The organism is Streptomyces sp. NPDC028289, from assembly GCF_055565975.1.
Map to the genome: position 1 here is coordinate 48534 of NZ_JBVHTI010000019.1, position 26031 is coordinate 74564.

The following is a 26031-nucleotide window of genomic DNA, read 5'->3' on the forward strand; positions in this document are numbered from 1 at the left end:
CGGCGATCGCAGAGGGCATCGTCGGAACGGTGATCCGCGCAGGACGATCGAGACGGTGGCGTGTGCCGTCCCGAACGCGCTCTTACGGACCGTCTCAAGGCTGCTGAAGAACGCGGTGCCGCAGGTAGCCGACTTCAGCGGTGAGTTCAGATACACGTTTGTGGAAATGCTTCGGTGATCGGCGTACAGGGCAGTGCGCTGCGGCCGGCTCTCGGGAATGATTGGTTGTAGAAAATGGCTGTCGATCCGCTGGTCAATGGTCTGGTGAAGGCGTTGACGGGTATGGCGGTGCCCGAGGCGGATCCGGTGCGTGTGCATAACGAGGTGGTTGTGCCTCATGTGGAGATGGCACGGACACTGGCTGAGTTCCAGCATCTGATTGCGCAGGTGACGGGTTCGGTCTCGACGACGGCCACGGGTAGGTGGAGTGATGCGTATGTGGAGGCGATGTCGACGTTCGCGAGTGGGGACGACGCGGACAATGTGAGGATTCTGAAGGAGACCGCGGAGGGGCTTGCCCGTTATGCGGAGGAGTACGTCTACGAACTGGATTACACGAACAGGATGATCGTCGCTCAGGCGGCTATTTTCTTTTTCGAGTGGGCGCTGACGCTGATACTCGCGATTTTCAATCCGATTCAGGCGCTGATCGAGCAGACATTTCTGCGGGCGTTGTTCCGGGTGATTTTCCGTAATACGTTGTTGCGTTTTCTGGCTGCGACGGCGGTTTTCGAGGGGGTGAATGTCGGGCTGGGTGCGGCGATGGACGGCCTGGTGCGGTGGTCGCTGGCGCTGGACGGTGAGCACACGTCGCGGGGAGGTTCGTATCTGCGGCAGAGTCTGGAGTTCGGTGCGATCCAGGGTGCGTTGGCGGGGTTTGTGCCGTTGTTGTCGGGGCCGTTGGGGCGGTTCCTGGCGAAGGGGCTGGGGCGGAACATCGGCCGGGATGTCGAGGCGTCTTTGGCCGCGGCGTTGCGCAAGGAGGGGTTCGGTGATGGCCGTGTGCTGGCGGGAGGAGCCGGGGGTGCGGGCGGCAGGGGTGCGAGCAGGCTGCCGGAGCGGGGTGGCGAAGGTGGTCTGGGCAGGGGTGCGGGTGGGGGCGGTAAGGGATTGGCGGGGTTGTCCGCCGGGTTGAGGGGTGGGAGCCGGCCGGGTGCGGGGCGGGCCGGCGGGGAGGTCGGGCCGCTCGGGGGGTTCGCGAGGAATATCGGGGCGAGTGTGGAGTCGATGGCCCGGCGTCTGGACACCTCGGTGGTGGGCGAGGGGCTGCGTGAGGGGTTCCGGCAGGACATCGGCAGGAGCTTCGCGACGGCGTTCGGCAAGGACCTGGGCTTCGAGGCGGCCAAGGATCTGGGTGGGCGCTGGGCGGACACCTTTATGGCGAGGTTCGGCCGTGGCAGTCTGGGGCGGGGTCTGGACGGGGTCCTGGCGGGGCTGCCGGCGTCGGCTGCGGGCCTGCGGTTCGCGTTGTCGCACGGAGTGGCGGACGGTGTGCGGCGTGATCTGGGTGGCAAGGCGGCGCATCTGCTTGCGGAGATGCCGCTGAACGCGACTCACCTCATGCTGTCCGAAGGTTTCTTCAATCTTTTCACCACTGGTCATTTCACCGCGCATGCGACCACGGGTACGGCGGGTGCTCTGGGGGGGCTGGCGGGCCGTGCCACTCATGCGCATGCCGTGAATTTGGGGTCCGGGCTGCGTGTCAAGAACCTCAGCGGCCTGTTCAAGAGCCTGCGCGGGAAGTTCGGCGCCGGCGAGGTCAACTCACTCGCCGCGCACGACAATCCCAACCCCGTCCGCACCAGCACTGATGCAGGCACCGGCACGGGTACGGGTGCGGGGACCGGAACGGGTACGGGTGCGGGTGGGGTGCGTGTTGCCGCGTCGGGCGGTGGTGGCGGAGAGGCAGCGCGCGGGCCGTTCACGGACACGGGCACCGGCACGGGCACGGGGACCGGCAGAGGCACAGGCACGGGCACCGGCACGGGCGCGGGCACGGGGACCGGCACAGGCACGGGCATGCGGGCCGGTGTGGGAGATGCCGGAGGACCGGCGCACACGCTGGACACGGGGCTTTGGGACGAAGAAAGGGCGGGCGGCGACGCCTCGGCACACTGGGCGGAGCCGCACGCAGACCCGGCAGGGTGGGACGGGGAGGCGGCCGGACAGGCGCAGTCGCGGCACGTGCCTGTCGATGACCTGCTCGGGCACAGCGTCGCGAGTGACGGTCTGGGCCCGGCCGGGGAGGCGGTGGAGCCCCGGGAGTGGCTGCACGCTGCTGTGACCCGGCTGGATGGCCTTGCCCGGCAGGCCGGTCTGGACGACGGGACGCAGGGGATCTACCACCAGGACATCGACGCCGCGGTCGAGCGGCAGGACTGGCCGCAGGCAGCAGCACACCTCCAGGCCTACCGCGGCAACCTCGAGTCACGTGTGCCGGACGGCGACCTGCAAACCTTCGACAACAGCGTTGGTCCGGGTTTGGCGCGGCTGGAGGGTCTGGGCGTCTCCCGCGCGCCAGGGCAGCCAGAGGCCGGCGCGGTGCATCAGGCACGCGGCAACGACACCCCGCAGGCACCCGGGGAACGTATGCGGGTCCCCGCTGTGCAGACGGGAGCGGGAACGGCACCGGGCGGGGCGGCGACAGCGCGGGCGGGCACGGCGGCCGGCGGGTCCGTCCCCGCCGTACGCACCGGGGACGGACCGGCCGCCACGGGCGGGGACGCCGGCGCGCGCCCGGACACCCTGGCCCGCGAAGGCGCACAGATACATCCCTCGACGACGGAACAGGGTACGCAGGAGAGTCGTGACGGGAAGTCGTCCGACGGTGCCGCCGCACATCCGGACATCCTGGCCCGAGAAGACGCACCGACCCGGCCCGCGACGACGGGCGGCGAGAGCGAGCACGTCGGTCGGGAAGCGTCACACGGCAGCCACGCGCCGGAGCAGCAGCCGTCGCGGCACACCGGGGATACGTCGACGACGCCGCCGTCCCGAGACGACGGCGGCCAGACCCCGCCGGCGCACTCAGGCATGGCCGAGCACGATCCGGGCCTGCTGCCGGGCGGCTTGGGCCGTCACGAGCTATTCGAATTCCATGGTGAGGATGAGACCCGCGCCCAGCGGTGGGGTTCTGAGCAGCAAAGTCTGGCCGCCAAGTACCGCCGCCGGTTCGAGGAGGAGCAGGACCTGTTCCGGCAGCAGCAGGAGGCTGATCGCCGGTTGGAGGAAGCGCTCGCCGACCGTGTTGCGAACCCCGACTCCTTCTTCCAAGGGCCCGACGACCACGTGGCGGTCTACGAGAGTGCCGTGCAGAGGCTCGTGGAGCAGGCCGGCGGTGGAACTGCGCGGAACCTGGGCGACTTTGGGGCGGGCCACGAGCGTGCCGTGAAGCAGCGCGAGGAACTCCTGAAGTCCGCCGACGCCGACGCCGACGGCACCGCGGTCGCCGAGAGGGACGTGTCGGGCGAGGCCGAGCGGGATCTGGCCGAGAAGGCCTACAACGAGTGGAAGCAGGAGGTGAAATCCCAGTTTGACGAGCGCTGGCAGCAGTCGTACGGCGAGTACCGGCGCGGGGAGATCACCGACTTCCAGTTTGCCGAGACGTTCGACCGGCTGTCCGCCGGGCTGCACGACCAGTTTGAGCTGAGCGCCGCGGCCAGCCTCGTCCGGCGCGCGGCTGAGAAGGTGTTCGACGGCGAAACCGGCTCGGGCCGGTTCAGTGCCCTGTGGGGGGAGGAACTGCGACAGGTCCGTGCGGACTTCGCCGGGGACGCCGTCGGCGAGGTGCACCGCGTGGCCGGGAACGTATGGAAGGACGGTGAGCGCATCGGCCCGGCCGACTGGGCACAGGTGCACCGTGCCTCCTCCAACGCGCTCAAGGACCTCACCCGGAGCCTGCGTACCCGTCTGGAACTGGGGAGCATCGCTTCCGACATGTTCGATGTGATGAGGGGGCATGCGGGCGCCGACGAGAAGGCGCCGTGGGTGCGTGAGGTCCGTTCCGAGTTCCGTTCCGAGTTCGAGGTGGCGACGCACAGCCTGCCCGGGGAGGCTACGCCCGTCCGCTGGATGGAATACGAGCAGTGGCAGGGGCAGAGCCATGCCCTGCACGACCGGCTGGAGAACTTCCGCGGCCGGTGGGAGGCGCGGCTGAGCGCCCGGGCCCACGAGGAGGAGCTGAGGGCGGGGGCCGAGCGCAGAGTCGAGGACTGGCGCGCGGACTGGCCCGCCTCGGTCGATGCCGAGGCGGTGGTCAGCTCGTACCGCGCGGACCTGGACGCCGCCGGCGAGCGGTTCCTGGCAGGCAGGAATCCGCGAGCCCTGAGCAGCGAGCAGTGGAGCGAATACGCCGCACATCTGCGGATCGCGGAGGAGCGGCTGGCCGGTGAGATGCAGGTGCGTCTGGAGCACCACGCGGGCTTGAACCGTGCCCTGGCAGATGCCGACTTGATGTTCGACCGTCTGGAGGCCGAGGGTCCCGGAGCCGAACGTGCCCGCGAAGGACTGCGGGGGGAGGTCACCCGGGTCTTCCAGGAACTCGCCGGCCGTGCCGGGGACGGCACGTGGGAACTGGACCGGGTCGTGCGGGGCCAGGACGTCTTCCGCCGCGCGTACCTGCCGGCCGTGGAACGGACCCTCGCGGACCGGCTGGCGTTCGAGGAGGGGATGGAGGAGGCGCTGCGCGAGGGCGGTCTGGCCTTCCACCGGCTGTCCGAGCCGGAGCTCGACGAGAACCAGCGCCCGATGCGCCACTACACGGTCAGTGACGCGGTGTTCGGCCGGCTGGCGGACGAATTCCGGGATGCCTGGGCAGGCGGCTACCACGATATCTACGGCCCGTACGGACACGACCTGCACGGCTGGCTGCAGCGGGAGAAGGAGCACGGCGACACATTCGGCAGCGCGGTGCGCGAGTACTGGGAGCGCGACAGCGCCGCGCTGCGAGAGCCGATGGATGCCGCCGCGCACGAGCTGTGGCGGCAGCAGGTAACCGCCAACTTGAGGGGCTTCTTGGGCAAGAGCCAGGCGTTGGAGGACCTGGCCCGGGGGGAGATCACGCAGGGCGAGATCCATTCGGGCCGGGTGTCCGACGGCTACCAGCGAGATCTGTCGGAGTTGAAGGGCTGGTTCTCCCGGGAGTGGGACGCCGCCGCCCACACCGCCTCCCCGGGTGACGCAGGAGCGGCCCGTGTCGCCTTGGTGGATGAGGCCCAGCAGCGCTGGCAGCAGCTGGCCGAGGGAGCCCGCGCCGGGGACGAGGAGCTGCGGGCGCCGCAGCGGCAGTCAGGGTGGTCACTGGACCTGGCCCGGATGGAGATCACCCGGGCAACGCCCGCGCGGTTGGACGCCGCGGCCGGCACGGGCCGTACCGGCCGCGGCCACGACGGGGCCGGCCCCGAGGACCGGGCCGGGGAAGGTGCTGCGCAGCTCCAGGCCGGTGCACCGTTCCCCTCCCGTCAGGAGCAGCCGCCCGCTTCCGCCACGTCCCGTGCGGCGGGTACCTCCGGGGACGCGTCCCTGTCCCGGCCCCCCGTTGCCGGGGATCTGGCCGGGCTCCGTGACACCGTCGAGGCCCGTGACCGGGCGTATGAGGAGTTCGAGACACAGCGGACGTCGTTCCCTGAGCTGTACGACTTCCGGGCGACGGACCAGGTCGCCGCCGCCCGGGAGGCGTTCGCCGACGCCTGGACGGAAGACCGTACGGCCACCGGGCTCGGCGAGCTGACCGCCGCCCGAGGCGCGGCCCTTGAGGATCTGACCGTACGGCTGACCTCCCTGCGTGAGCACCTGGCCGCCGATGCCGCCGCCGGGGAGGTCTTCCACCACGACGTCGCCTCGGCAGTGCCGGACCGGCGTCACCGAGACTTCGCGGGCACACAGCCGGCGCTCGCGCTGGAGGAGGAGTTCCGACGGGAAGCCACCGGACAGCTGCCGGACCGCCTGGCGGCGCTCGTCGAGGAGTTCGGCCGCCGCTACGCCGACGCACACGCCGACTGGGCCGCTGCGCAGCAAGCCCGCGCCGCATTCGACGGCACCCTGAGCGGCACGGACGAACGCGCCGAACTGCGTGACGGCAAGGCGACATGGAACGACACCACCCGCCGCTGGTACTACGGACAGCTCGACCGGCTGCGCCAGCAGTACGTCACCGCCCACGCCGAGGCCATGTCCGTCACGGACGAGGGCGAACGCCAGGACCGGCTGAAACGGCTCAACAACGAGCTGCGCGAGAGCGCGCTGTACGAGCAGCGTCAGGCACCGACGGCGGTGGCTCACAACCGCGGCCTGGCAGACCACATGGCCCGTTTCACGGCCGACCGAACCTGGGACCGCGAGCTGACGGGGTGGTACGACAGGCAGCGCCATGCCTTGGCCGAACCGCTGACCGACCGGCTCCACTTCTACGACGCGCAGGCCCGCGAACAGGTACTGGCCCGCTTCGACGCGCAGGCCGCAATGCTGCGCCAGGTCGCCGCCGCCCGGCACGCGGTGCGCCAGGACTTCGTCCGGCAGTACCGCGACGCCCAGGACACCGTCGACGGCCAGAACACGCTGACACTGTCCCACGCCGCCACGGCCGGCTGGGCCCGCCACCACATCAACACGCTGCGCGAGGCCTACACCGCAAGCGTCCTGGCCGGCCGGGACACCGACCTGCCGGAAGGGTTCTTCGCACCGTACCCGCAACCCGGCACCGAGGACGACTGGCGGATTCCCGCGTGGCAGCAGGCACAGCGGGAGCTGCACCGCCGCTACGCCGACCTGCTGGCACGAGACGCTGCCGGGGACTCGGCGCCGGACACCGGCTCCGTCGGCGCCACGTCCGCCGAGGCGTCGCCGTCGGAGCAAGAACGCGCCTTCGAGAAGGCGTTCGTCCAGTGGGCGCAGGAGCAGGCCCCGGCGATCCCCGAGGAGCGGCTGGCCGCGATCAGAGAGCGGACCCGGGAGAACCTCGACCGGTTCAGCGATCCGGCCACCGACCATTCCGCCGCCGACCACCTGGCTGCCAACCGGCTACGGGACGCCTTCTCCCTGCAGGCGGCCCACGAGCTGGCCATGGCCCGCGGCCAGGAAGCGTTCGACCGTGCCTTCCTGCGCTGGCTCCCTTCGCTGCGGCCGGCGGCCCGGCCCGAAGCGGCCCAGGACATGGCCCAGACAGTCCACGCGCTGGCCGCCGACGCCTTCCGCGACCGGTGGAAGGGGATGCTCCAGGACACCCTGGTCCCCGGCGCCGACCTCCGCACCGACGGCGACGCAGTGCGGCAGTCGGCCCGGATGCTGCACCGCCTCGTCTCCGGGCTCGACAAGGAACTCGACCGGTACGCGCTGCTCTTGGCCCCGTTCTACACGGAGTCCGAGGAGCTGGCCGACGGATCCTTCCACGCCCTGCTCGACGAGAGCGCCCGTAACCTGCTGCGTGCCTTCGACGCCGAGGGAAACCAGCTGTCCGAAGCCGGCCGGACCCGCATACTCCAGGACACCCGCCGCACGCTGAGGCTGGCGTTCACCGAGGTCCTCCCCACCACCGAGTCCCTGGCCGAAGCCACCGCCGACGGCACAGGCCTGCCGAACACCTGGCGGGACCGCGTCCGCACCATACTGGACGCACTGCCCGCCCGGCTGGCCCGCCAGGCAGCCCTCGAAGCGGCGATCCTGCGCTCGCAAGCGGACATCACGGATGCCGTCGCCTCTTGGGCCGACTCCGGCGCCCGCACCGCCCAGGCCTTCCTCGACCGCTTCCCCGTCTCCTTCGGCCAGGCCCACGGCACGCTCCACCGCACCCTGGACCTGTCCGTCGCCACCGCCGTCGAGCAGCTCTTCGAACAGCACTTCGGCGACGAGGCCCGGAGTACCGGTTTGACCGACACTCCGGACCGGCAGGAAAGCTGGAACACCGCATATGGCCGGCTGACCGACCGGAACCGGCTGCACACCTGGCTCACCCTGCGGCACGCCCGCAACACCGTCTTCACCACCTCCGAGCACCTCCTCGACGAACACCTCCAGCAATGGCAGGCGGCCCACGGCCCCCAGTCGCTCACCGGCGCAGACATCGACCGCGCTCGGACCGGCCTGAACGAACGGCTGCTAGCGGCCTTCGACGCACTGTTCACCGCCCGCCCCGGCAACTCCGAAGACATGGCCGGTGCGACACGGCAGTGGGACACCCTGCTCGCCGAAAACGCGCGGACACTGCCTGCCCACCTCGCCTTCGAGTCCTGGACCGACACCGTCCTGCACGGCGCCGCCCGCTCCTTCCACACCCTGCGCCCCGACGACGAAACCGCCCGGCAGCGGTGGGAGGAACACGCCGAGAACTACCGCACCGAGTTCCTGGAGGCTTACGAACTGCTGTGGGCGCCCCAGGCACTGCACACCACCTGGAGTGCCCGAACTGAGCACACCGACGCCTTCTACGCGGGCATGGAAGCCGCCCGCCTGCACACCCAAAACAACAAAAACAAAACCCAGGCCACCGACGGGCCACAGAGCGAGCCACTACCACAGCAACCCCAAGACCTGGACGGCGACAGACTGCAGACACTGATCGGTGGTGCCGCCGGGTGGGGTGACCTGGCGGGGGGCCGGGAAGATGCGGGGCTGTCAGGGGCCTTCGACGAAGGCACCCTCACCGTTGAGCTGGCCGGGCAGGCAGGCGTGCTCTCACCCGCCACCCGGGGCGATGCCAACCTGGTTGGACTCGACTCGGCAGATCTGATCGCCTTGTACCGGACGTCCTGGGAAACCGGTCGTTCTTTCGATGAGAGCGTCGCCGCGGAGGCCAGCAACCGCCTCACGAAACTGCCTCGGGAAGCCGGCGACACAGGCGATACCGGCGAGCGACGCGAGGACTTGATTAAGCAGGCCCCGGACGGACTCGGACAGCTGGCCGACGCCCATGGGAACCAGGACACTTCACTGCCGGATGAACGCTCTTTCGATCCCCTTGGTGTGGACGACACCGATGTCGTCCACCCGGTTGCCGACCTTCCCGCCAGCGGAGAGGCCGGCAGTGAACCGGTGTACGGGCGGTCGGAGTCGAGCGCCATGCCCTCGCTATCCGAGCAGGCCTTCTCCGAGATGACCGGTGACGGGGTTGCGGCAGCAGGACGGCCTCGTCCGTCGGTATCGGGTGTCGCTGACCGGGGTGTGGCCGGGGAGCGGTCGGTGCGTTCGGGGGTGGAGTTTCTTTCTCGGGATGATTATGGGTGGTTGGAGCGTGTTAATCCGTATCGGGAGGAGGGTGGTGAGTTCGCGACGAACTGTGTGTTGACGGCTATTGCTGTTGATATGTCGTTGGGGGATCCGGACGGTGCGGTGTATCAGGCGTCGGCTTCGGAGTTGGGTGCGCAGGGCCGGCCGGAGGGTGTGGTTTCGGGTCTGCGGAATTATCTGTCCAATTATGTGGACCGGGATCCGGATCGGGTGGAGGGTCCGGGGGTTGTGGTGGAGGCGATGTCGCGGGCGCCGTTGGGTGCGCGGGGCATGGTGGTCGTCGAGGACGGTGACAGTGAGATCGCTCATGTGATCAACGTGACGCATGACGGTAATGGTGTTGTTTTCATGGACGGGCAGGCGGGGGTTCTTGCTTCGGTGCCGTCGGGTGCGGTTTCTTTCCTGCCGACGACGGAGGGTATTCCCGGTTTCCCGTTGGTGCGGGAGAGCGGGCCGGGGGATTCTCTTGCGCAGGATGCTGTGCTGGGGGCGCCTTTCAGTGGCTTGCGGAATTTGTTCCAGCCGAATCCGCGGTTGGTGCTGACGCAGGGGGGGTTCACGTTCACGAATCTTTCGGCGACGTATCCTGTGTATGTCGAGAAGGCCATGCGGATTCTTAGCCTGCTGGCGTCGAATGAAATGATCACGGAGTATGTGGGTGGCCGTGGTGCTCATATTGTTCTGGAGCGGCGGACGGGTGCGCAGACTCCGGCGGATGTGATGGATTACGGGCCGGATCGTCCGGTGGTGGTCCGTCTTGCGTCTTATTATTTCGAGAGTTATGGCATCGGGCATGTGGCGGGGATGCTGGCCCATGAGTTTGGAATTCATCCGGTGGCGAGCTCGACTGAGGGTGTCCTGATCGAGGACGGGTCGTTCGAGGGGGTGTCTCTTCCTGTTCCCGGGCATCCGGGGCTGATGTTGGATCCTGGGACCGCGACGCATCCGGATCATGTGTTCGGGGTGTTTCCGGGGGTTTTGCGGTATGAGATCTACCAGCGGGTGGTCCTGGAGATGGCGGGTCTGCTGTTCCAGGATGCGGTCATGGGGGTGGAGGGCGCCCGGCTCCGGGATGTGACCGATCTTGTGGACTGTTACCTGATGGATGTGGCGTCGATCGCGGCGACGAATGACCACCGTATTCAGGGTCTGCCGATGACGCCTGGTTCGGGGCAGGTACGCAACAACATCGCGTCTGTCTACAACTATTACAAGGCGCAGATGTTGAGTGACGGGACGGTGGACCCGCGGATCGCGGAGTTCTTCCCGGCGGACAAGACGGCTGCGGATGTCGCCGGGGATTACATGACGCTCGCTCAGCGGGCGCTGGCCGGAGTCGTCGCGTGGAGCATCAGCGACGAGCAGCCGGTGGCGGCCGCGTCTGCGTCGGGGAGTGGTGACGCGGGCGGGAGTGGTTCCGGGGTTTCGCGGCGGGGCCGGCGGTCCGGGGGCGGGCGGCCGTTGGGCGGGGTGTCGGGTGGCGCGGCTCAGGGGCATGCGTCGGCTGCCCGGGCGGGGGTTGAGGACGTTGGTGAGGCATTCAGGGAGGACAGCTGGTTCGAGTTCGATGAGGGCAGCCGCCGAGCTCCCGAAACCGCTGGGCCTGCCGAGCCGAGCAGCACCTCGGCCGACGGCGTTCAGATGCCGGCGAACGTTGCCGACAAGGCCACCGACACGCCCCCAGAGCAGCGGTCCGGAGTGCTCACAGAGGGTGCTGAGACCCCGCGCCGAGCGGAAGACGGTCGGGATGACGTCGAGGAAGTGCAGCCTCTGCCCGAAGAGCAGACGCGACCGGTTTCCGTGCTTACCGCCTCGACCCTGGAGCTCCTGGCCGAGAGGCGGGCGTTCTCTCTGGGGGGGCAGGCGAGTCACCAGGCCGTACAGCCTGAGTCGGTGACGCCGCCGCGGGAGACGGCTCCGGCGGTGTACGTGCCGTGGTTCGTCGAACACGGCATGAACGGCGAAATGTCCATCGCCGACGTCATGCACTGGACGGAAAGGGAAGCCGAGGACGCTGCCGGGGCCGTTGCCGCAACCCTGGACAGTGAGCTCCAGGACGGCGTGTACACAGAGCTGCTGAAACTCCTGCGGACCGGCGAAGACACGCTCGGCGACGGCACGAAGCCGGCAGACGAAGCCACATCTGACGAGGTCCTGGAAAAGTGGCGCAAGCTTCTCCAGTACGGCGCTTCGTTCACCGTCGCCGGCAAAGCGGTGTGGCTACGCCCGGTGCTCGACTTCGCCCACATCAAGACGAAGCCCTCTGGCGGGCCTGCCCAAATCCAGAAGTACGGTGTGAACTGGGCATCGACGTTTGTAACGTCGCACGACAAGCGTGAGACCGGGCGCACGGCCGACCAGGTGCTCTTCACAGCCTTCAATCTGGCCTCGGCCGCAGCCTCGTCATTCATCTTGGGACTTCCGCGGTTGTCCTTCACGTCCTCGTCCAATGTCAGCGACGGCGTGAAGATGCTAACTATCTCGGGACGCAAGCTGTTCGTGACGGACACCGATCTCTTCACCAGCGGCCTCCGCATCCGAGTGTTCGTCGACGGCCAGGAGCAAACGCGAGCTGTCGGGGCCGAATTCGGCGGTTATCTCGACGTCAGATTCCCCCGTTCTTTGACGAGGCTGAAAGAGCCGACGCGGCGCATCACTGACGCACGCGATACGCAAGCGGTTCAAAACCGAGTGGTGCGGGAACCCGAGGCCGTAGTAAGTCCTCGGCGCGGCGACGAAGTGCTGAACGCCATCGATACGACCCCCGTCGTGGCCGCACTGCAAGCCCGGCTGCGAGCCGCCGGGCTGAGTGCGCAAACGACTTTGAAGGTCGTCTCGGACGTTCAGCGATTTCTCGCGGAGCCGATTCTCCGCAACCGCAGCGGCTGGGTGCTGAGCAGTGGAATCACCCTGCCGGCGATCAAAAGAGGCGTAGCCCTGGACCGCTTCCATGGGGCCTTTCGCCTGCAGTTGAACGTGGAGGCCGCCCGACTGCTCCATGTCGGGGAAAGCACGATCCGCGCCGATCAGGGAGGCGGTGCGGCGTTCGCATCCGGAGCCGGAGGAAACAGCGGCGCAGCGGTCGGCCTGGTGTTGAACGCCACGGGCCTGGTGGACCCCGCACTGGTCGATCCGGGCAGAGACCACTGGTCGTTCAAGGGGGTTGCGCCCCAGGCTTCCTTGACAGGAGGCGCCAGCCGAGGCTTCGACTTCTCCACCTCTGAGCAACCTCTCACCCACACGGTGTTCAACACCACGCAGCTGATGGCCCGGTATGCCACGCGGATGTCCGTCCGCCTGACGCCGATGTCCACGAGCCATGCGAGACTCCAACCGATCGAGACCACGGTCGACGCCGAAATCGCGGTTCCATGGCACGACGGCTACGGAGCGGCTGAGTTCGAACGCGGTACGTTCGGTTCCGTGGTGTCTGCCCGCGTGCAGAACGCGCTGGAGGGGCCAGGGGAAGCTGGCCCGGATTCCGTGTCGACTCAGCCCTATGTAAGAGCGGTGCTGCGCGCATCCGGGCTCCCGCCGGTCGTGAGCCGGCAGCTTCCGGCCCGTATCACCGCTTGGCGCCCCGTACAGCGCGCTGACGAATCGCTGGCGCTGGCCACCGGAAGCATCGGCTTCGGCGCCGCCCTTTCCCTCCCCGGCGCCGATGCGGTGCGGGATTACTTCGCGCACCGGCTGCGCGCACTGACCCCCACTCGCCAGCGGATCGACTGGGGAGAGGTCGAGAGTCAGATCGACGGCCACTTCGGGGTCCCGGTGCTGGAAGGAAACATCGGCAACGCACTGGCCGGCACCAGCCACACCATCCCCGTAGGCAGCCGTCGTTACAAACTCTCCGTGCGCGGCGTTCTGCTGGACCATCGCTCTGCCCAGACGTACGACGCGACACTCAACACCCGAGCGGCGCTCAACAGGGCGGTCACCGCCAAACAGAACCGGCAGCAATCCACGTCGGGCCTGCTCGGCGGGGCACTACGCGTCAGTAAGAAGTACCTCCGTCTACAGCTGGGCGGCGCTGTTAAGGGCGGCGTGACCCGCGGCAGCGGGGACGCCTTCACCACCGGCGGCACGCAATACCGCCGCAAGGAAGACGGGGCGCAGGTGGTGGAGGCCACCAAGGACATCGTGTGGGAACTGACGATCACAGACGTGACGGCATCACCCAGCCGCCCCCGCATCGTGGACCGCGTCTGGATCGACCGGCCCGAAGAGGTCCAGGCCCGTCTCCTGACGGCACGGGAACACATCCCCGCCAATCCGCTGGGTGAGGACGCGTTCGAACTCGTCGGCCGCGCCACATTCGGCCGCCACTGGCCCCAGGCCGAATATCTGGATCTGACCGGAGGCTCTACCGGCCTGTACCCGGCGTTCCTGCGTGCCGCCACACCGTCGGACATCTCACCTCTGGCCCGTCTCGCGGCGCGCCGCTACCACGATCTGAGCGGACTGCCCTGGAGCGATGACTGGACACAGTGGCCCGACCTGTTGTTCCGGGCGTTCAGGCCGACCGAACTCGAGGCGTACTTCGGTGACCTCACGGACGGCATCGGCCGTACCGTGCTGCTTCCGGACGGGCCCAACGGCCGCGTCACGCTTACGCTGCGCATGCGAGCGGCCAACCCGCGAATCCTGAGCGCCGTGACCAAGACAGAGATCGAGCACTACGCGAGGGGAAACAGCGAGCACGACACGCAGATGACGGGCGGCTGGTCGATCGGCGGGCTGGCGCAGGCCACCACCCAACTCACGTTCGGCGCCGACCGCGGTAATGACATCGAGCTGTTTGACGACACCGAGGCGGCGGTCCATAACCAGTACCTGCCAGGTGGCCGGGTCATGCTCGGTGCCGAGGTGGACACGGGCATACGGCGTTCCTCCACCAGCGAGCAGGGCCGAGGTTCCATCACGATCTCCCGCGGCACCTACGAGGCCGGCACCACCGGACTGCTGCGCGCGGATCCCGTTTTCGAGGTGACTCTCACCCTGACTCCCCGCACTGGAGCCGTCCGAAGCGACACTCGTTACGTGCGGCTCCAGGACGGCATGGAACTGCTGGTGCCGCACGCGAGGTGGGCGGACATCCAAGCGCCCGCACCCACCGGTTCGCCTGAGCGGATCTCCCCTGTGAGCCCCAGCGAGGCCGAGAAGGGCGCAACATCCTCGCCCACCACGGGCGTCGCCTATCTGACCGGCCGCCTTCCCAGCACAGGTTCCTGGGTGGAACTGTTGAAGGCGGACCGGGTCCTGCCCGTTGTCGTCGGCCGTCTGCGCGACCGCGGGATACTGCCGTCCGCAACCCGGCCTGAGACCGGAGACCAGGAGCGCGTTCACCAGGCACTGCGATCGGCCTTCAGGTCCGAAGTGCTCAAGAATCGGTTCGGGGCCATGCTGACGTCCGGGCACGGGGTCTGGATCCCCGTCCGCGGATTCGCGGGATCATCCCGGTACCTGTGGGTTGCTGTTCACATCGAAGAAGTGCTGCCCGCCCACGAGCACAGCCAGCGTCCCGACACGAAACTCACGCTGCGGAGCGAGAGAGTCGAAGAGGACAAACGCGTCGCCAAGCAGGGCTCCGCCCACGGAGCCTCCGTGGCGGTCACCGCGCGGGCGGGGCAGGCCGCACTCCTCACCGGGCAGCAGGGGCATGGCGGCGTCGACTTGCGAGCGGGCTACACCTCGGAGGCAGGCGACAGCGCCACCGACATGGTGAAGACCACCACGATCTACCGCGTCAATACCAAGGAAGGCTCGGTAGCCCTCCACCATCGGCTCCGGTTCCGTGTCGAAATCGCCGAAGCCACCGAACTGATGATGCCTCTGGAACCCGTCGCCCGCTGGTTTCACAAGCGATCACAGGACGTCGACCGGCTCATGGAACGCGAGCGGCCCTGGCACCAGACCAGGCCCTGGGCCTGGTACGACGACGGCCGGGGCGCGGAGCGACTCGTCGACGGACAGGTACGTATCCTCGTCCCGAAAAGCCTCACCGTGGCCGGCCAGGACGGCAATGAAATCCACAAGCGGGACTACGGCACGCCGACATGGCATGAGGAAGTACCCGGGCGCGGGTTCGAGGGACTGCCTGGGATTCCGGACGAACTCATCGAGCACCTCATTCCAGGTGACGTTCCGGCGGCGCACGCGGTGGAGCGGTGGGCGAAGGTCGCCGGTGCGCCGAATGTGAAGGATCCTGAGCTGACGCGTGATCGGGTCTGGGAGCAGTACGACGTCGATATCACGACAACCGAGGGCAATGCTTACCGCTTCGCCGTCGAACATGACACGCTGCGCCCCAACATCGGTCTTCTGCTTCGTAATGCGTACAAGGTTCCGGTAAACGGCCGCATGGTGAAGGTCGGCTTCCAACTTCTTGAGGCCCATCCTCAGGGACCCCTCGACGGTGTTTCGGTAAAGGCTCGCCACTACAGCCAGACTGTCGCCGACGAAGAAAGCGCCAGCGAACAATCAAGAGGATTCTACGCCGAAGTCGGAATCGACGGCGGAGGAAGCGCAGGAAACGATGCGCTCCTCGGGCGGGCGGGCTTCGGTCTTGACAAGAAACAGGATACCGAGACCGGTGTCGCCTTCTCCGAGAATCACGAACGTAATGCGATCGCCACTCGCCCCTACAGGTACTACAGCTTCGACGTCCGCGTAGTTGCCGAGTTGGAGGGTAAGGGCCCGAACCGCCGCCTTGTCGTCGACATTCCGCACGGGCTCTACGGAAGCCTGCCGCTGGTGCAATCAGACGGCGTCCTGAAGCTCGACGGCAACCTGGAAGAGCTGATGTCCCCGCTGTTCGGGTCGGCCACCGGCATGACGGATGTGCCGCGCAGCGAATCCGGGACAGTGCCGACTCCGATAGAGAAGGAACCGGCACAGATAATCCTCGGCGGATCGGATCATGACGATCCTGCTTCCCGCATCTCGACCCCGCATCAAGGCGCGGACACCGAGAACGCCGGCGACGCCTGGGCCCGGCGGGTGTTCCAGGCGCGGCGTGCGCTCGGCAAGATGACGGAGACCGAGTATGACGAGATCTCGGACCGAGTTTCACAGGTCATGGGCGAGAACCCCATGCCTGTGCTGCGTGACGAACAGGGGAACCCGAGCGACTCACCAACAGAAGCTCAACGCGTACGTATAAACGAGATCAGGGACATCCTCGCCTATGAGCTGGCCAAGAAGAGCGACAGGGCGGCGGAGATATTGGGGGAGCTGAATCCGCAGCCGCTGGGCGTGGATCCCCGCTCGCTGGAACCGCGGCCCGATTTCGACGCGCGGGGGCGGCTCATCACCCCCGCCAGCAACGCTCGCCCGGAGCCGGCGCAGCGCCTCGAGGTCGAGACGGCCTCCGGCGCGGAGGAACATCCCTCGCGGTCGACGGTGAGCCGGACCGAGCCCGCCGCGCACGATCCGCACCCCGATTCCCGGGAACTCCCGGAGCGTGAGGTGCCCTCTGCGCTCCCGGAAACGGTCGCACAGCGACGTGCCGTTCTCGATCCGGGCGAGGATTCCCATTCCGGGGACAGGCACGCGGCGTCTGAGCAGTCACTCACGAACCCTGTCGGCATGACCACGGATCGGCCGGACGCGGAACGTGAGGTCGAGGAGGTTCACTCCTCGACCCGCTCTGAATCTCCTCTACGGGACGATGGGATCGTATTTGACTGGATGAGGGAATCGGCACTCGCACCATGGGTCCGGCGTTCCACCCGGTTGAGGGCGATCGACACCGCGCTGCAACGGTGGATCGACGGCGGGTTCGCTGATCCCCGCGATCTAAAACGCAACGAACGGGAGTTGCGGGAGCTTTCGTCGGCTGTCACCAGCTGGATGGTTGCGAAACACGGTGCCAGCGAGCGTCTGCAGGCAGTCACGCGCCTGCAGAGGCGGGTCAAGGCCGAGCTCGCGGAGGTTCAGAGGGAACTCGACAAGCGCGGCACCGAGGACGGGGGCGAGGCACGAAGCGGCGGTTATGGAGCACAGGCCGAACTCATGGCCAGGACGGCCGGCTCTCCGCGCGACCGTGTTCAGGAGAACCACCCCGACCTCGCGGACGGCATACAGGACCACGGCGCCCGTGCGGCGGCTGACATCGGCGTGACCCGTCCGGGCCCTCTCGGCGAGGTTTCTGCGACGCAGTCTGAGACACCGACGGTGCATGGTCTCCCGGTCGGGCTCGCCCTCGCAGGGCGCTTCGGGGCGGGCGGCCGTATTCGCGACCTGAGCGGCGTGACCGACCGTATACGCGACGCCCTCGACGAAGCTGTCCGGGCCGGCGGCCACCCAGAGGCAATCAGGGGGCTCGCCCTGGGCCGACTGGCACGCAGCAGAAAAGCCGTGGGTGACCAGGAGTGGGGGGACTGGCTCGCTCACGGAGGTGACCAGGTGACCGTCGTGCACAACGGCCGCGCCTACACGGTGACGGCCGCGTTGGAGATGCCTGCGGCGGATTATGTTCCCGAGCTTTCCGGCGGCTCAGACGAAGGCGGCCTGGCCGAAGGTGAGGAATGGGGGGAGTCGTGGGATCCGGAGGCCGACAACCGCTACAGCCACTCGCAATCGCATGCGGTGAACTGGGGCGCAGGCATCTCTACCTCGTACGCGGTCGCAGCCTTGTCCGCGCTGACGGTCAGTCCCAGCCTCCAGCTCGGCGCATCGCGCAGCCGTCAGATTGGCACGAGTCACCTGTCGATCAGCGTCGGACGCCGTACGACACCGACCGGTGAGGCGGTCTGGTTCGAGAATCCGAAGGCTCGGGTTGAGGTGACCGTCAGTCCTCAACGTAACGGCATTCCCAAGTTGGCCACCTCGGAAGAGTTCAAGGTCGTCGTCGGTTTTCCCGCCTCTCAAGTTCCGCCGGCGGAAGCCGGCCCCGATGGCCTGCCTACTCTTCCGCACCTCGGTGCGGAGACCGTGCTGTCGCCCGATCCGGAGCGGGCGCGGGATGAGCAGCGGCGGATCGACGACGTCATGTGGACGCACGTCACCTCTCCGGAAGCGATCGACCTGCGCGCGCTGCGTGACGCTGTACTGAAGTTCCTGCCGGCAGGTCTCCTCGAACGCGGCTCGGATGCATGGCTGAACATGCAGCTCTTCCTCAGCGAGCGCACCCAGATCCGGCTTTTCCCTCAACTCGCGGGAGCCGGGCACGCCTCCGAGGAGTTCGCCGTACGGGGTGGCTCCGTCGGACTGACACTGCGGATGCACCTGAAGTCGATGCGGCAGGTGGAAGGCGCCGGCATCGACACCAAGATCTGGAATCAGCAGCGTCATATGGGCCTGCCGGGCTCCGCTCGTTCCGAGAGCAGTGCCATGAACGTCGGTGGCGCGCTGAAATGGGGCCTGACCTTTAAGGACGGCAAATACGGTCTCGGTATCACACCAAAAATCGAGTTGGGCCTGGGCGTCTCCCAGCAGTCGGAGGTTGACCATGGGTCGACACTGTGGCAGAAGCTGGTCACCACCGGCCCCACGGTTGCCTTTGAACTAAGTGTTCAGTTCGTCGCTGGACTGCACTCGGATCTGCCGGCCCTGACCAGGGACGTAGTCAGTGATGGAACCGTTCACATCCGGGTGCCGAAAAGGGACGTTCCACAGCTGATGGAGGCGCTCGCCAGCAACAGCGCGGTGAGCTTCCCTCTCACCCCGCGACAGCCAGCCATCGATGCACAATCCCAGGTGGCGCTGTTGCCGCGTGCGATCCGTGGTGGCCACGGCCCCGGCCCTGCCCACCTTGAAATGGCCGGATCGGTCCGCGGGATCCAGCAGAAAATCGTGGAGCTCATCAACACGGTTCGAGCTGAGCGCCGACTGCCCGGCCTGAATTCTATGCAAACGCATCTGCTTCTGCGTCAATTGTCTGCGGACTTCTCCCTGGAGGGCCTGAAATCCCAGGGTACCCGTATGCTGAGCTTCAATGGCCTGAAGCGACGGATCGTCCTGCCGGACGGCACCAGCGCGACGATCGTGGTGCGGGCTAGTTATAATCCGGAACAGTTGATCAGCACTGGAACCCGCGACGACATAGCGGTAACAATCGTCCGGGCGAATCTGCACTCGCTGAGCTCATCGAATACTCTCTCAGCTTCGGTGGCTGCCGGCATCAACGTCGCAGCTGGGTTTAAGATCCATTCCCTCGGCCTACTCGGCTTCGGAGGGGGCTACAGCTACGGCCGTCAATTTGCCGAGACACTGGGCACCAGCGACTTTGTCTTCGCCAACCTGGGTGCGCCACTTGTAGAGGGCCCCAGCCGATGGTTCACCTACGACGCCAAATTCGATGTCGCCGTCAGTCTCGATGCCCCCGTGGGCAAGAATCCCCCGGTCGATTCGTCCCGGCCTCACATCCGTACGGTCTCCGCCGACATGCCCGGGCCCTCGGACGAACCAGCCCCCAGGTCCGTGCGTGAAAACGTCAAGCGCTCGGCGGAACCGACAGGGACAGACGTCTCGCGCACGCCGCAGCGCGGTAGCGGCACCTGGAGTACGGAGATACCCGGTGGTATGACGTTCTGGCTGCCAGAAGCTCTGCTAATCCACGGGGCCGCCCATCCGGAGGCCCGGCGGACCGTCGTTAGCCATAACCCGACCGCGTTCCCACCATCCGCCGCCCGGGAGACACTCATGTCGGAGGACATGATGCTTCCCCTCGTGGTTCCGGATGACCTTGCGCGGGCGCTCACCGGGATGCTCGCGCAGATCAAGGACCTGCCTCATGCAGACCGGGAAAGGCTGGTCGCCGACGCCACCGATCCAACATATCTCCTGACGTATTTCCAGCGCGGGACGGGAAACGGGTCGATACAGACCGAACATCTCGAACTACAGCGGCCGTGGGGCAACCGGCACTTGATGGTTCGGATTCGTGCCGAACTCCCCCGACCAAGCACCCGGGTAGACGGATCGGTCCGTTCCGGCCGTATGGTCTTCACCGAGACCACGCCCGCGGTGACCTCAGGCACATACCGGTCCTCGAGTCACTCCGGCGAAGGCGATATACGCTTCCCCCTCCCCTTCAGTAAAACGCACACCCGGGCAATCGGCGCGAGCGTCTCCCTCGCCCGCGGTACGTCTTCGGGTACAGCGGTGCAGCACAAGGCGACAGTCGGTGACATGGAGGTCTCCGGCGCCACCGACTATGAGCACCGGTTCGCTGATGTCGTCTACACCATCGAAGTCCAGCACTGGTCCGACTCCGTGTTCGGCCGCACGCGGTCGCAATTGCCTGAAGTGCGTAGAATCCTGGTCCCGGACGGCCTGGAGTTCCTGCGCCCAGCCCACCGGGCCGACTCACCCGACAGGCCCGACACTCAGAGAACGGTCTCCGCCCAGCGGATCATGATGCTGGGCATGACCCGGGCACTGGACTTCCGCGGTGACCACAGTCCGGACCGCAATCCGCTCGTGGACGCAGCGGTTGACTTGCTGCGCGGATACGTTCCCGCACTGCGCCGGGGTACGGGGCCAGATCTGTCGCTGACGGCGGAGAGCCGCATAGTCGAGTCGCTGCACCAGTCGCTCAACCCCGTGGCGCTGCTCTCGTCGATCCGACGGCTGACAAGCAGTGGTCTGCGGCTGACCCCCCTGGGACCCCACTCGGAATATCACATCGTGGTCAGGGGAAGACCCGTCGACACCTTCGTGCGCAAGGAAGCACGCGGTGAGCTGTCGGTCGGCAGCTACGCCAACAACTTCGACTGGGGCAGAGAGTCGCACGGTGCATCGCGCACCCGGAGCGCCGAGCTGGACTTCCCCGGCGCCACGTCACTGCCCGACGGCGAGTTCGACGATGGCCATGGAGCGTCATGGTCGCGTTCCCGCAGCACCTCGACATCCAGGTTGGGCGGCGGCACCTCCTTCGACCTCATCATGTTCGCTCCCGGCAGCCAGCTGTATGAGGGGACGATGAAACTGTCGGTGTCGATCAGGCGTGTCGTGAAGCCGAGCCCACAGCTTGTCAACCGACTGTTGGGCGAGATGCCAGACCGTGTCCGGGCCGCCGCCTACCGCGTCGATGATCCAGCAGTGAACGAGACGCGCGAAATCGACATGACACAGCACGTTGCGGTGTCGGACGACCTTCTCGCGTTGAACCCTCCGGTGCACGACAAGAAGCGGCCCCATGTCGAACTGTTGACGCCACAGGACGTAGAGGAACTCCTTCACAGTCGCGAGTTCACGGTCGAGCCGCGTGCTGTGCGCGAGCACGCCGTCCTACTGAGGAACATCGATGCTCTAGCGGTCGGCGACATGTACCAGTCGCTAAGGAATGAACTACGAGCGCCTGGGGGGCGGTTGTCGGCTCTACGATTCAGCGGACCGCCTCTGTTGGCGGAGTGGGGTACCCAAGCCGAGGAGGCACTGCACGACCTGCTAGGCGCCCACTTCCTCACCGCCTTCTTCGACAAAACGCTGGAAGAAAGCGGATACATGGCCCCCGAACTGCGGCGCTCCGGGGGAGTGGTCAGCGACATCCACGGCCGACTCACCGTCCGGGCCCGGCTGTTTGACGCCAGGGCCCTGGGGCGCGTGCGCATCTCCCACTCGATTGACGACAACCGACGCAGCCGGCAGTCTGCGGCCACCGGCAGCTCCACATCCCGGGGACACTCAACGGACAACGGGCCGAGTGAGTTGGTCGACGACACGCTGACCACCTCCCAGTCCCTGGGAATCAACCGGACCACCTCCCGCAGCGTGACGAGCGGAGTCACCACCAACCGGATCGTCGGTGGCGGCGACCACCGCGAACGTCCGCAGCATGAATACCTGCTGGTACGTACTGGTGTCGTCTACACAGTCAACCTGCGGTCGAAGAACGAGCGTGTCCTGTCATACGGAGACAGGGAACTGCAGTTTGATTTCCGCCTCGACGAGGCGGTCGAACTGCTGCTCCACCCAGATCACGCGAAGGCCTACGGAACAGACCTGGGCCTCCTCATCCCAGCCGAGGGTGAGCCTCCGACACCGGCTCGTGCGAACGAGGGCGCCACACACCTCGACAATGACGGCGACCGCATACCGACAGCCCCCAGCCTCACGGATGACCCGCCGGGCCCTCGGACCCCTCCCGGTCGTGGGCGATGGACCACGGGGCTGTACACCATCATGGAGGAACCGGACGAAGAGCCTCAGCTCGCTGAAAAGACCTCCGGCACCGACAACCCGGAATCATCGCCACTCCACGCCGACGACCCGGCCAGTTCCTCCCAGCCCGGCTCCCCCACGCCAAGAGCCGTCGTTGCGACGAACAGCGGCAGCCTCGTCTCGCAGACGGCCGAAGAAGACCACACAGGCCGAAGCCTCACCGCGGGCGGCGTAGCGGAATCCGCATACATAAGCATGATCGGACAGGAGAGAGATCCAGCAACCGGCAGCGGGACCGATACCACCTCGGCCACCGACCCCTACACCGACGAGTTGACGTCCCACCACGAGCGGAAGGTCTACAACCTGGCCTCCGAGCGTCGGATGCGGGGTGAGAGCGCTTCGTCCGAAAAGGGGGGAAAGATGGTCGAGGCCTCGCACGATGCAGCCGACAAGCGCTTCGCCTCAGCCACGGATGCGGTGGAGCCTCTGAGACCGGGCGACGAGCTCGCCGCCACTAGCGGCCTGACCACCTCGGGCGACGCCCTCCACGCGAGCGCCGCTACCCACCCGGCGGATCCCGACAGTCTGGCCTCGATCGGGTCACGCACCCGGGACGCATGGTTTGACGCCACCCGGCGGAATTTCGCTGCCGACGACCTCAACCCCCTGGCAGGGCTCGACCAGGAAACCCACGGTGACCGGTTCGGCGCGCGTGTTCCCGCCGAAAGTGCGGGGCACGCGGACGTCACCAAACGGGCAATGACTCGGCGTGAGGACCAGTCAGCGCAGGCGCCGGGCACGGCTGTACCCCAGGTTGGGGCAGGCAGGGCCGCCGACGACCTGGGGGAGGCGGGCGAGCGGGTTTTCGCCGAGATGACGGGAGTGCCGGCCGGGGTCCGGCGTGACGTCGCGGGCGGGTCCCCCAGCCGTGACGCCCCCCCCGGGGCCGGTGCCCCGCTGCACGACAGCGGCGAGCCGACGGCAGTGACGGACAACGGCCTGGGAGAACCTGCCGACGGGCAACAGGTCAGCCTCAGCGGTGCGCGGTCCGATGGCGGCGGGCCGCTCTCGGAGCGGGCAGCGAGGGGCTCGGACGAGGGTGCGGACGCGCCGCGGAGCACGGTGGACGAAGAGGCGGCGGTCCTTCCGGCCGGCGAAGCCGATTCTGATGACGACGGGGCCGGGAACGCCGGCGTAATGGGCCCGGACCGCTTGAGGTTCCTGCGAGTCTTGGACAAAAGGCCCGATAACCCCGTCACGCGTAATGCTGTGGAACGTGCGACGCGTGAACTCGGCGAAGCCGAGAAGCGGAAGGATCTGTCCGGGTTCGCTCATCTCGGTTACGACGGGCTTCCCTTCACCGAACTCGGCCGTGAGGAACAGATCGCGAGAATAGCTCACGGAATACTCTCGTCCGGCGAACCCCGCCCGGACACCGGAAATACCGTGACCAACACCACCCACACACAGAACGACATCACTCCCGGCGATCCTCTGTCTGGTACTTCACTGGGCACCGTTGTCGAAGCAGGCGTTGATGGCACCTCACTTGGTGCTCCCGTCGGTCAGTTCAGGGAAGGCATCGCGACTACTTCGGAGCGTTCCACCCCGCCCAACGAGGTGATCGGTACTCCCACCCCGAGGACTGCTGTCCGTTATAGGGCGAATTCTGCCGGCGGTGAAGAGACAGTCGTGGAGGTCGACGGTTCGGAGCGGCAGTCTGACGGCGATCTTGAGGCGGTTGAGGGGCCTGGGGGTCTCGGGTCGGCGGCCGAGGTTGTCTCTTTGTCGGGTCAGGTGGGTCGTCAGCAGACCGCCGCGCCACAGAAGTCTGTTGACCTGCCTCCTGCCGTCGATTACCGTTTTATTAATTCTCGCGAACGCCACGACATAGTGGAGAGCAGAGCAGGCGAGACTCTTTGGCATGCCTCGACGTTTCCCCCGGAGCTGGTGTTCCAGACCGGCCTTTTTGCTCGGGACCCAGACGACATCAACACTGTGGTGGAGTGGGTCAGTTACAACGATGAGTCACAGTTCGTCGCCACCACGCGGGACATGGACCTTCTCCCGAATCGCAGGTACCTCTACGAGATTGAACCGTGGAGGAATTTCGATCCAACCGGAGTCGATATTGACGCCACCTTGGCTCGGCAGGGCCGGCCCTCACCATATCATGAACAAGAAGTCGCATTCGTGATCGGTATTGAGCCTAAGGCTATCGTTCGGGTATGGGACGATGAGTCGCAGATGCTCGGTACCTGGAACGCGGCGACTCGGCAGGTGATATGGAGAGTGGACCGTATCATGAGGGCTCCGTCGCTCCCGGAAGCCACCGTGGTGCGATTCCGGGACGGAGGAGATGGACTCTCCTATCGGTCCATGGCTGCGATCGCTGACGTAGCCCGTCAGCTGGTTGCGATGGCGATCGTCGGCCGAGAGGCCCATGTGCACCCGATTGTAGACATCGTGGGGTATGGCAACGGCCGGGGTGAGACATCTTGGAACAGAGCGAATGCCGTGAAAGCCTTCTTGGTGGATCGTATAAGGGGCGAAGTGACTTGGGATCTCTCGGAGGCCCCCGTGTCCCTTGCAGATTTTACCGTGACCGCCAAGGGCCATGGAAAAATTGATGTTGATCCGGCAATCGCGGAGTTGGGTCTGAAAGGAAAGAAACGGTTCCGCAGCGCTGTCATCCGAGTGAGGACCGAGGCGACAGACATGGGTGGTCCCAGTGACGGACCGCCTCGGGTTGACTACGACCTCGCAGACGGTGGTGGCGATCCAGCCGTTGTGGCCAATGACCGGGTGGCCGGTGTGAAGCTGACGGCATACGGCCCCGTCACTGGTTCCGGCGAGGTCTTCACTGATCGGTGGCGACCGCTGAGGGACCAGTCGGCTCCTGATCCGTTCATGCTCATCAGCAGCGAGGACGGTAGTCCTCGGTGGGTTAGAAATCCGGAGTCCGGTGAACGCATCACTGTTGGATATGCATGGGAGTGGCGCCAGGGGGCGGACGACTGGCCTCCGGTGCTGTCCGTCATCCGCCGTATCCATCTGATTGCTGGTGAAGGAGCCGGCCAGCATGACCTGGACCGTGTCCGGGACGGCCTCACCTTTGCCCTCAAGCAGTATGTGAACGACGTGGGACACCAACTGCCCGCAATACAACCGGATGCGGTCCAGGCGCCGGAAAACCGACAGCCGCGACCACTACTCCATGCCGATGTGACCTTCGTCGCCGATCCTGACGACGCCCATGACGTCGTCCGCGTTCTGCCGGGACTCCCACCGCAGGGGCACGGAATGAACCAGCAGACCTGGTTTGCCGATGTGCACCCTGTCGCATTGGTCCATGAGTTCATTCACGGGCTGGGTGTCCGGGACGACATCGACCGACACCAGGAACTCGCCAGCCTGATGGGAACTCTGTACGACGCGGACCCAGATATTTTCACCCTCATCGAAGAACACCTTCAGCAATTCGTCGACACATACGCCCCATACATGCATCCCACCAGCCACAGCGACATCGGACGTACTGACATGAGGGTGGCGGATCGGCCGGAGGGAAATTCTGTTCAGCACGGTACGGTTCTACCTCCTTCATCCCAGCCGCCGTCAACTGAAAATTGATGCACTGGCACGATCGATCCCGCGTTGTGGAAACAGCAGCTAACACAATGAAGGACGCACTCCTTGGTG

At 66.7% G+C, this 26031-nt stretch carries 1 protein-coding gene; it reads left to right on the top strand.

The window, feature by feature from the left end; all coding sequences use genetic code 11:
* Nucleotides 1–234 precede the first annotated feature (234 nt).
* Entirely contained in the window at nt 235–25962 is a 25728-nt protein-coding gene (locus tag ACZ4UV_RS50655; protein ID WP_467849603.1) for a scabin-related ADP-ribosyltransferase, read from the top strand.
* Nucleotides 25963–26031 lie beyond the last annotated feature (69 nt).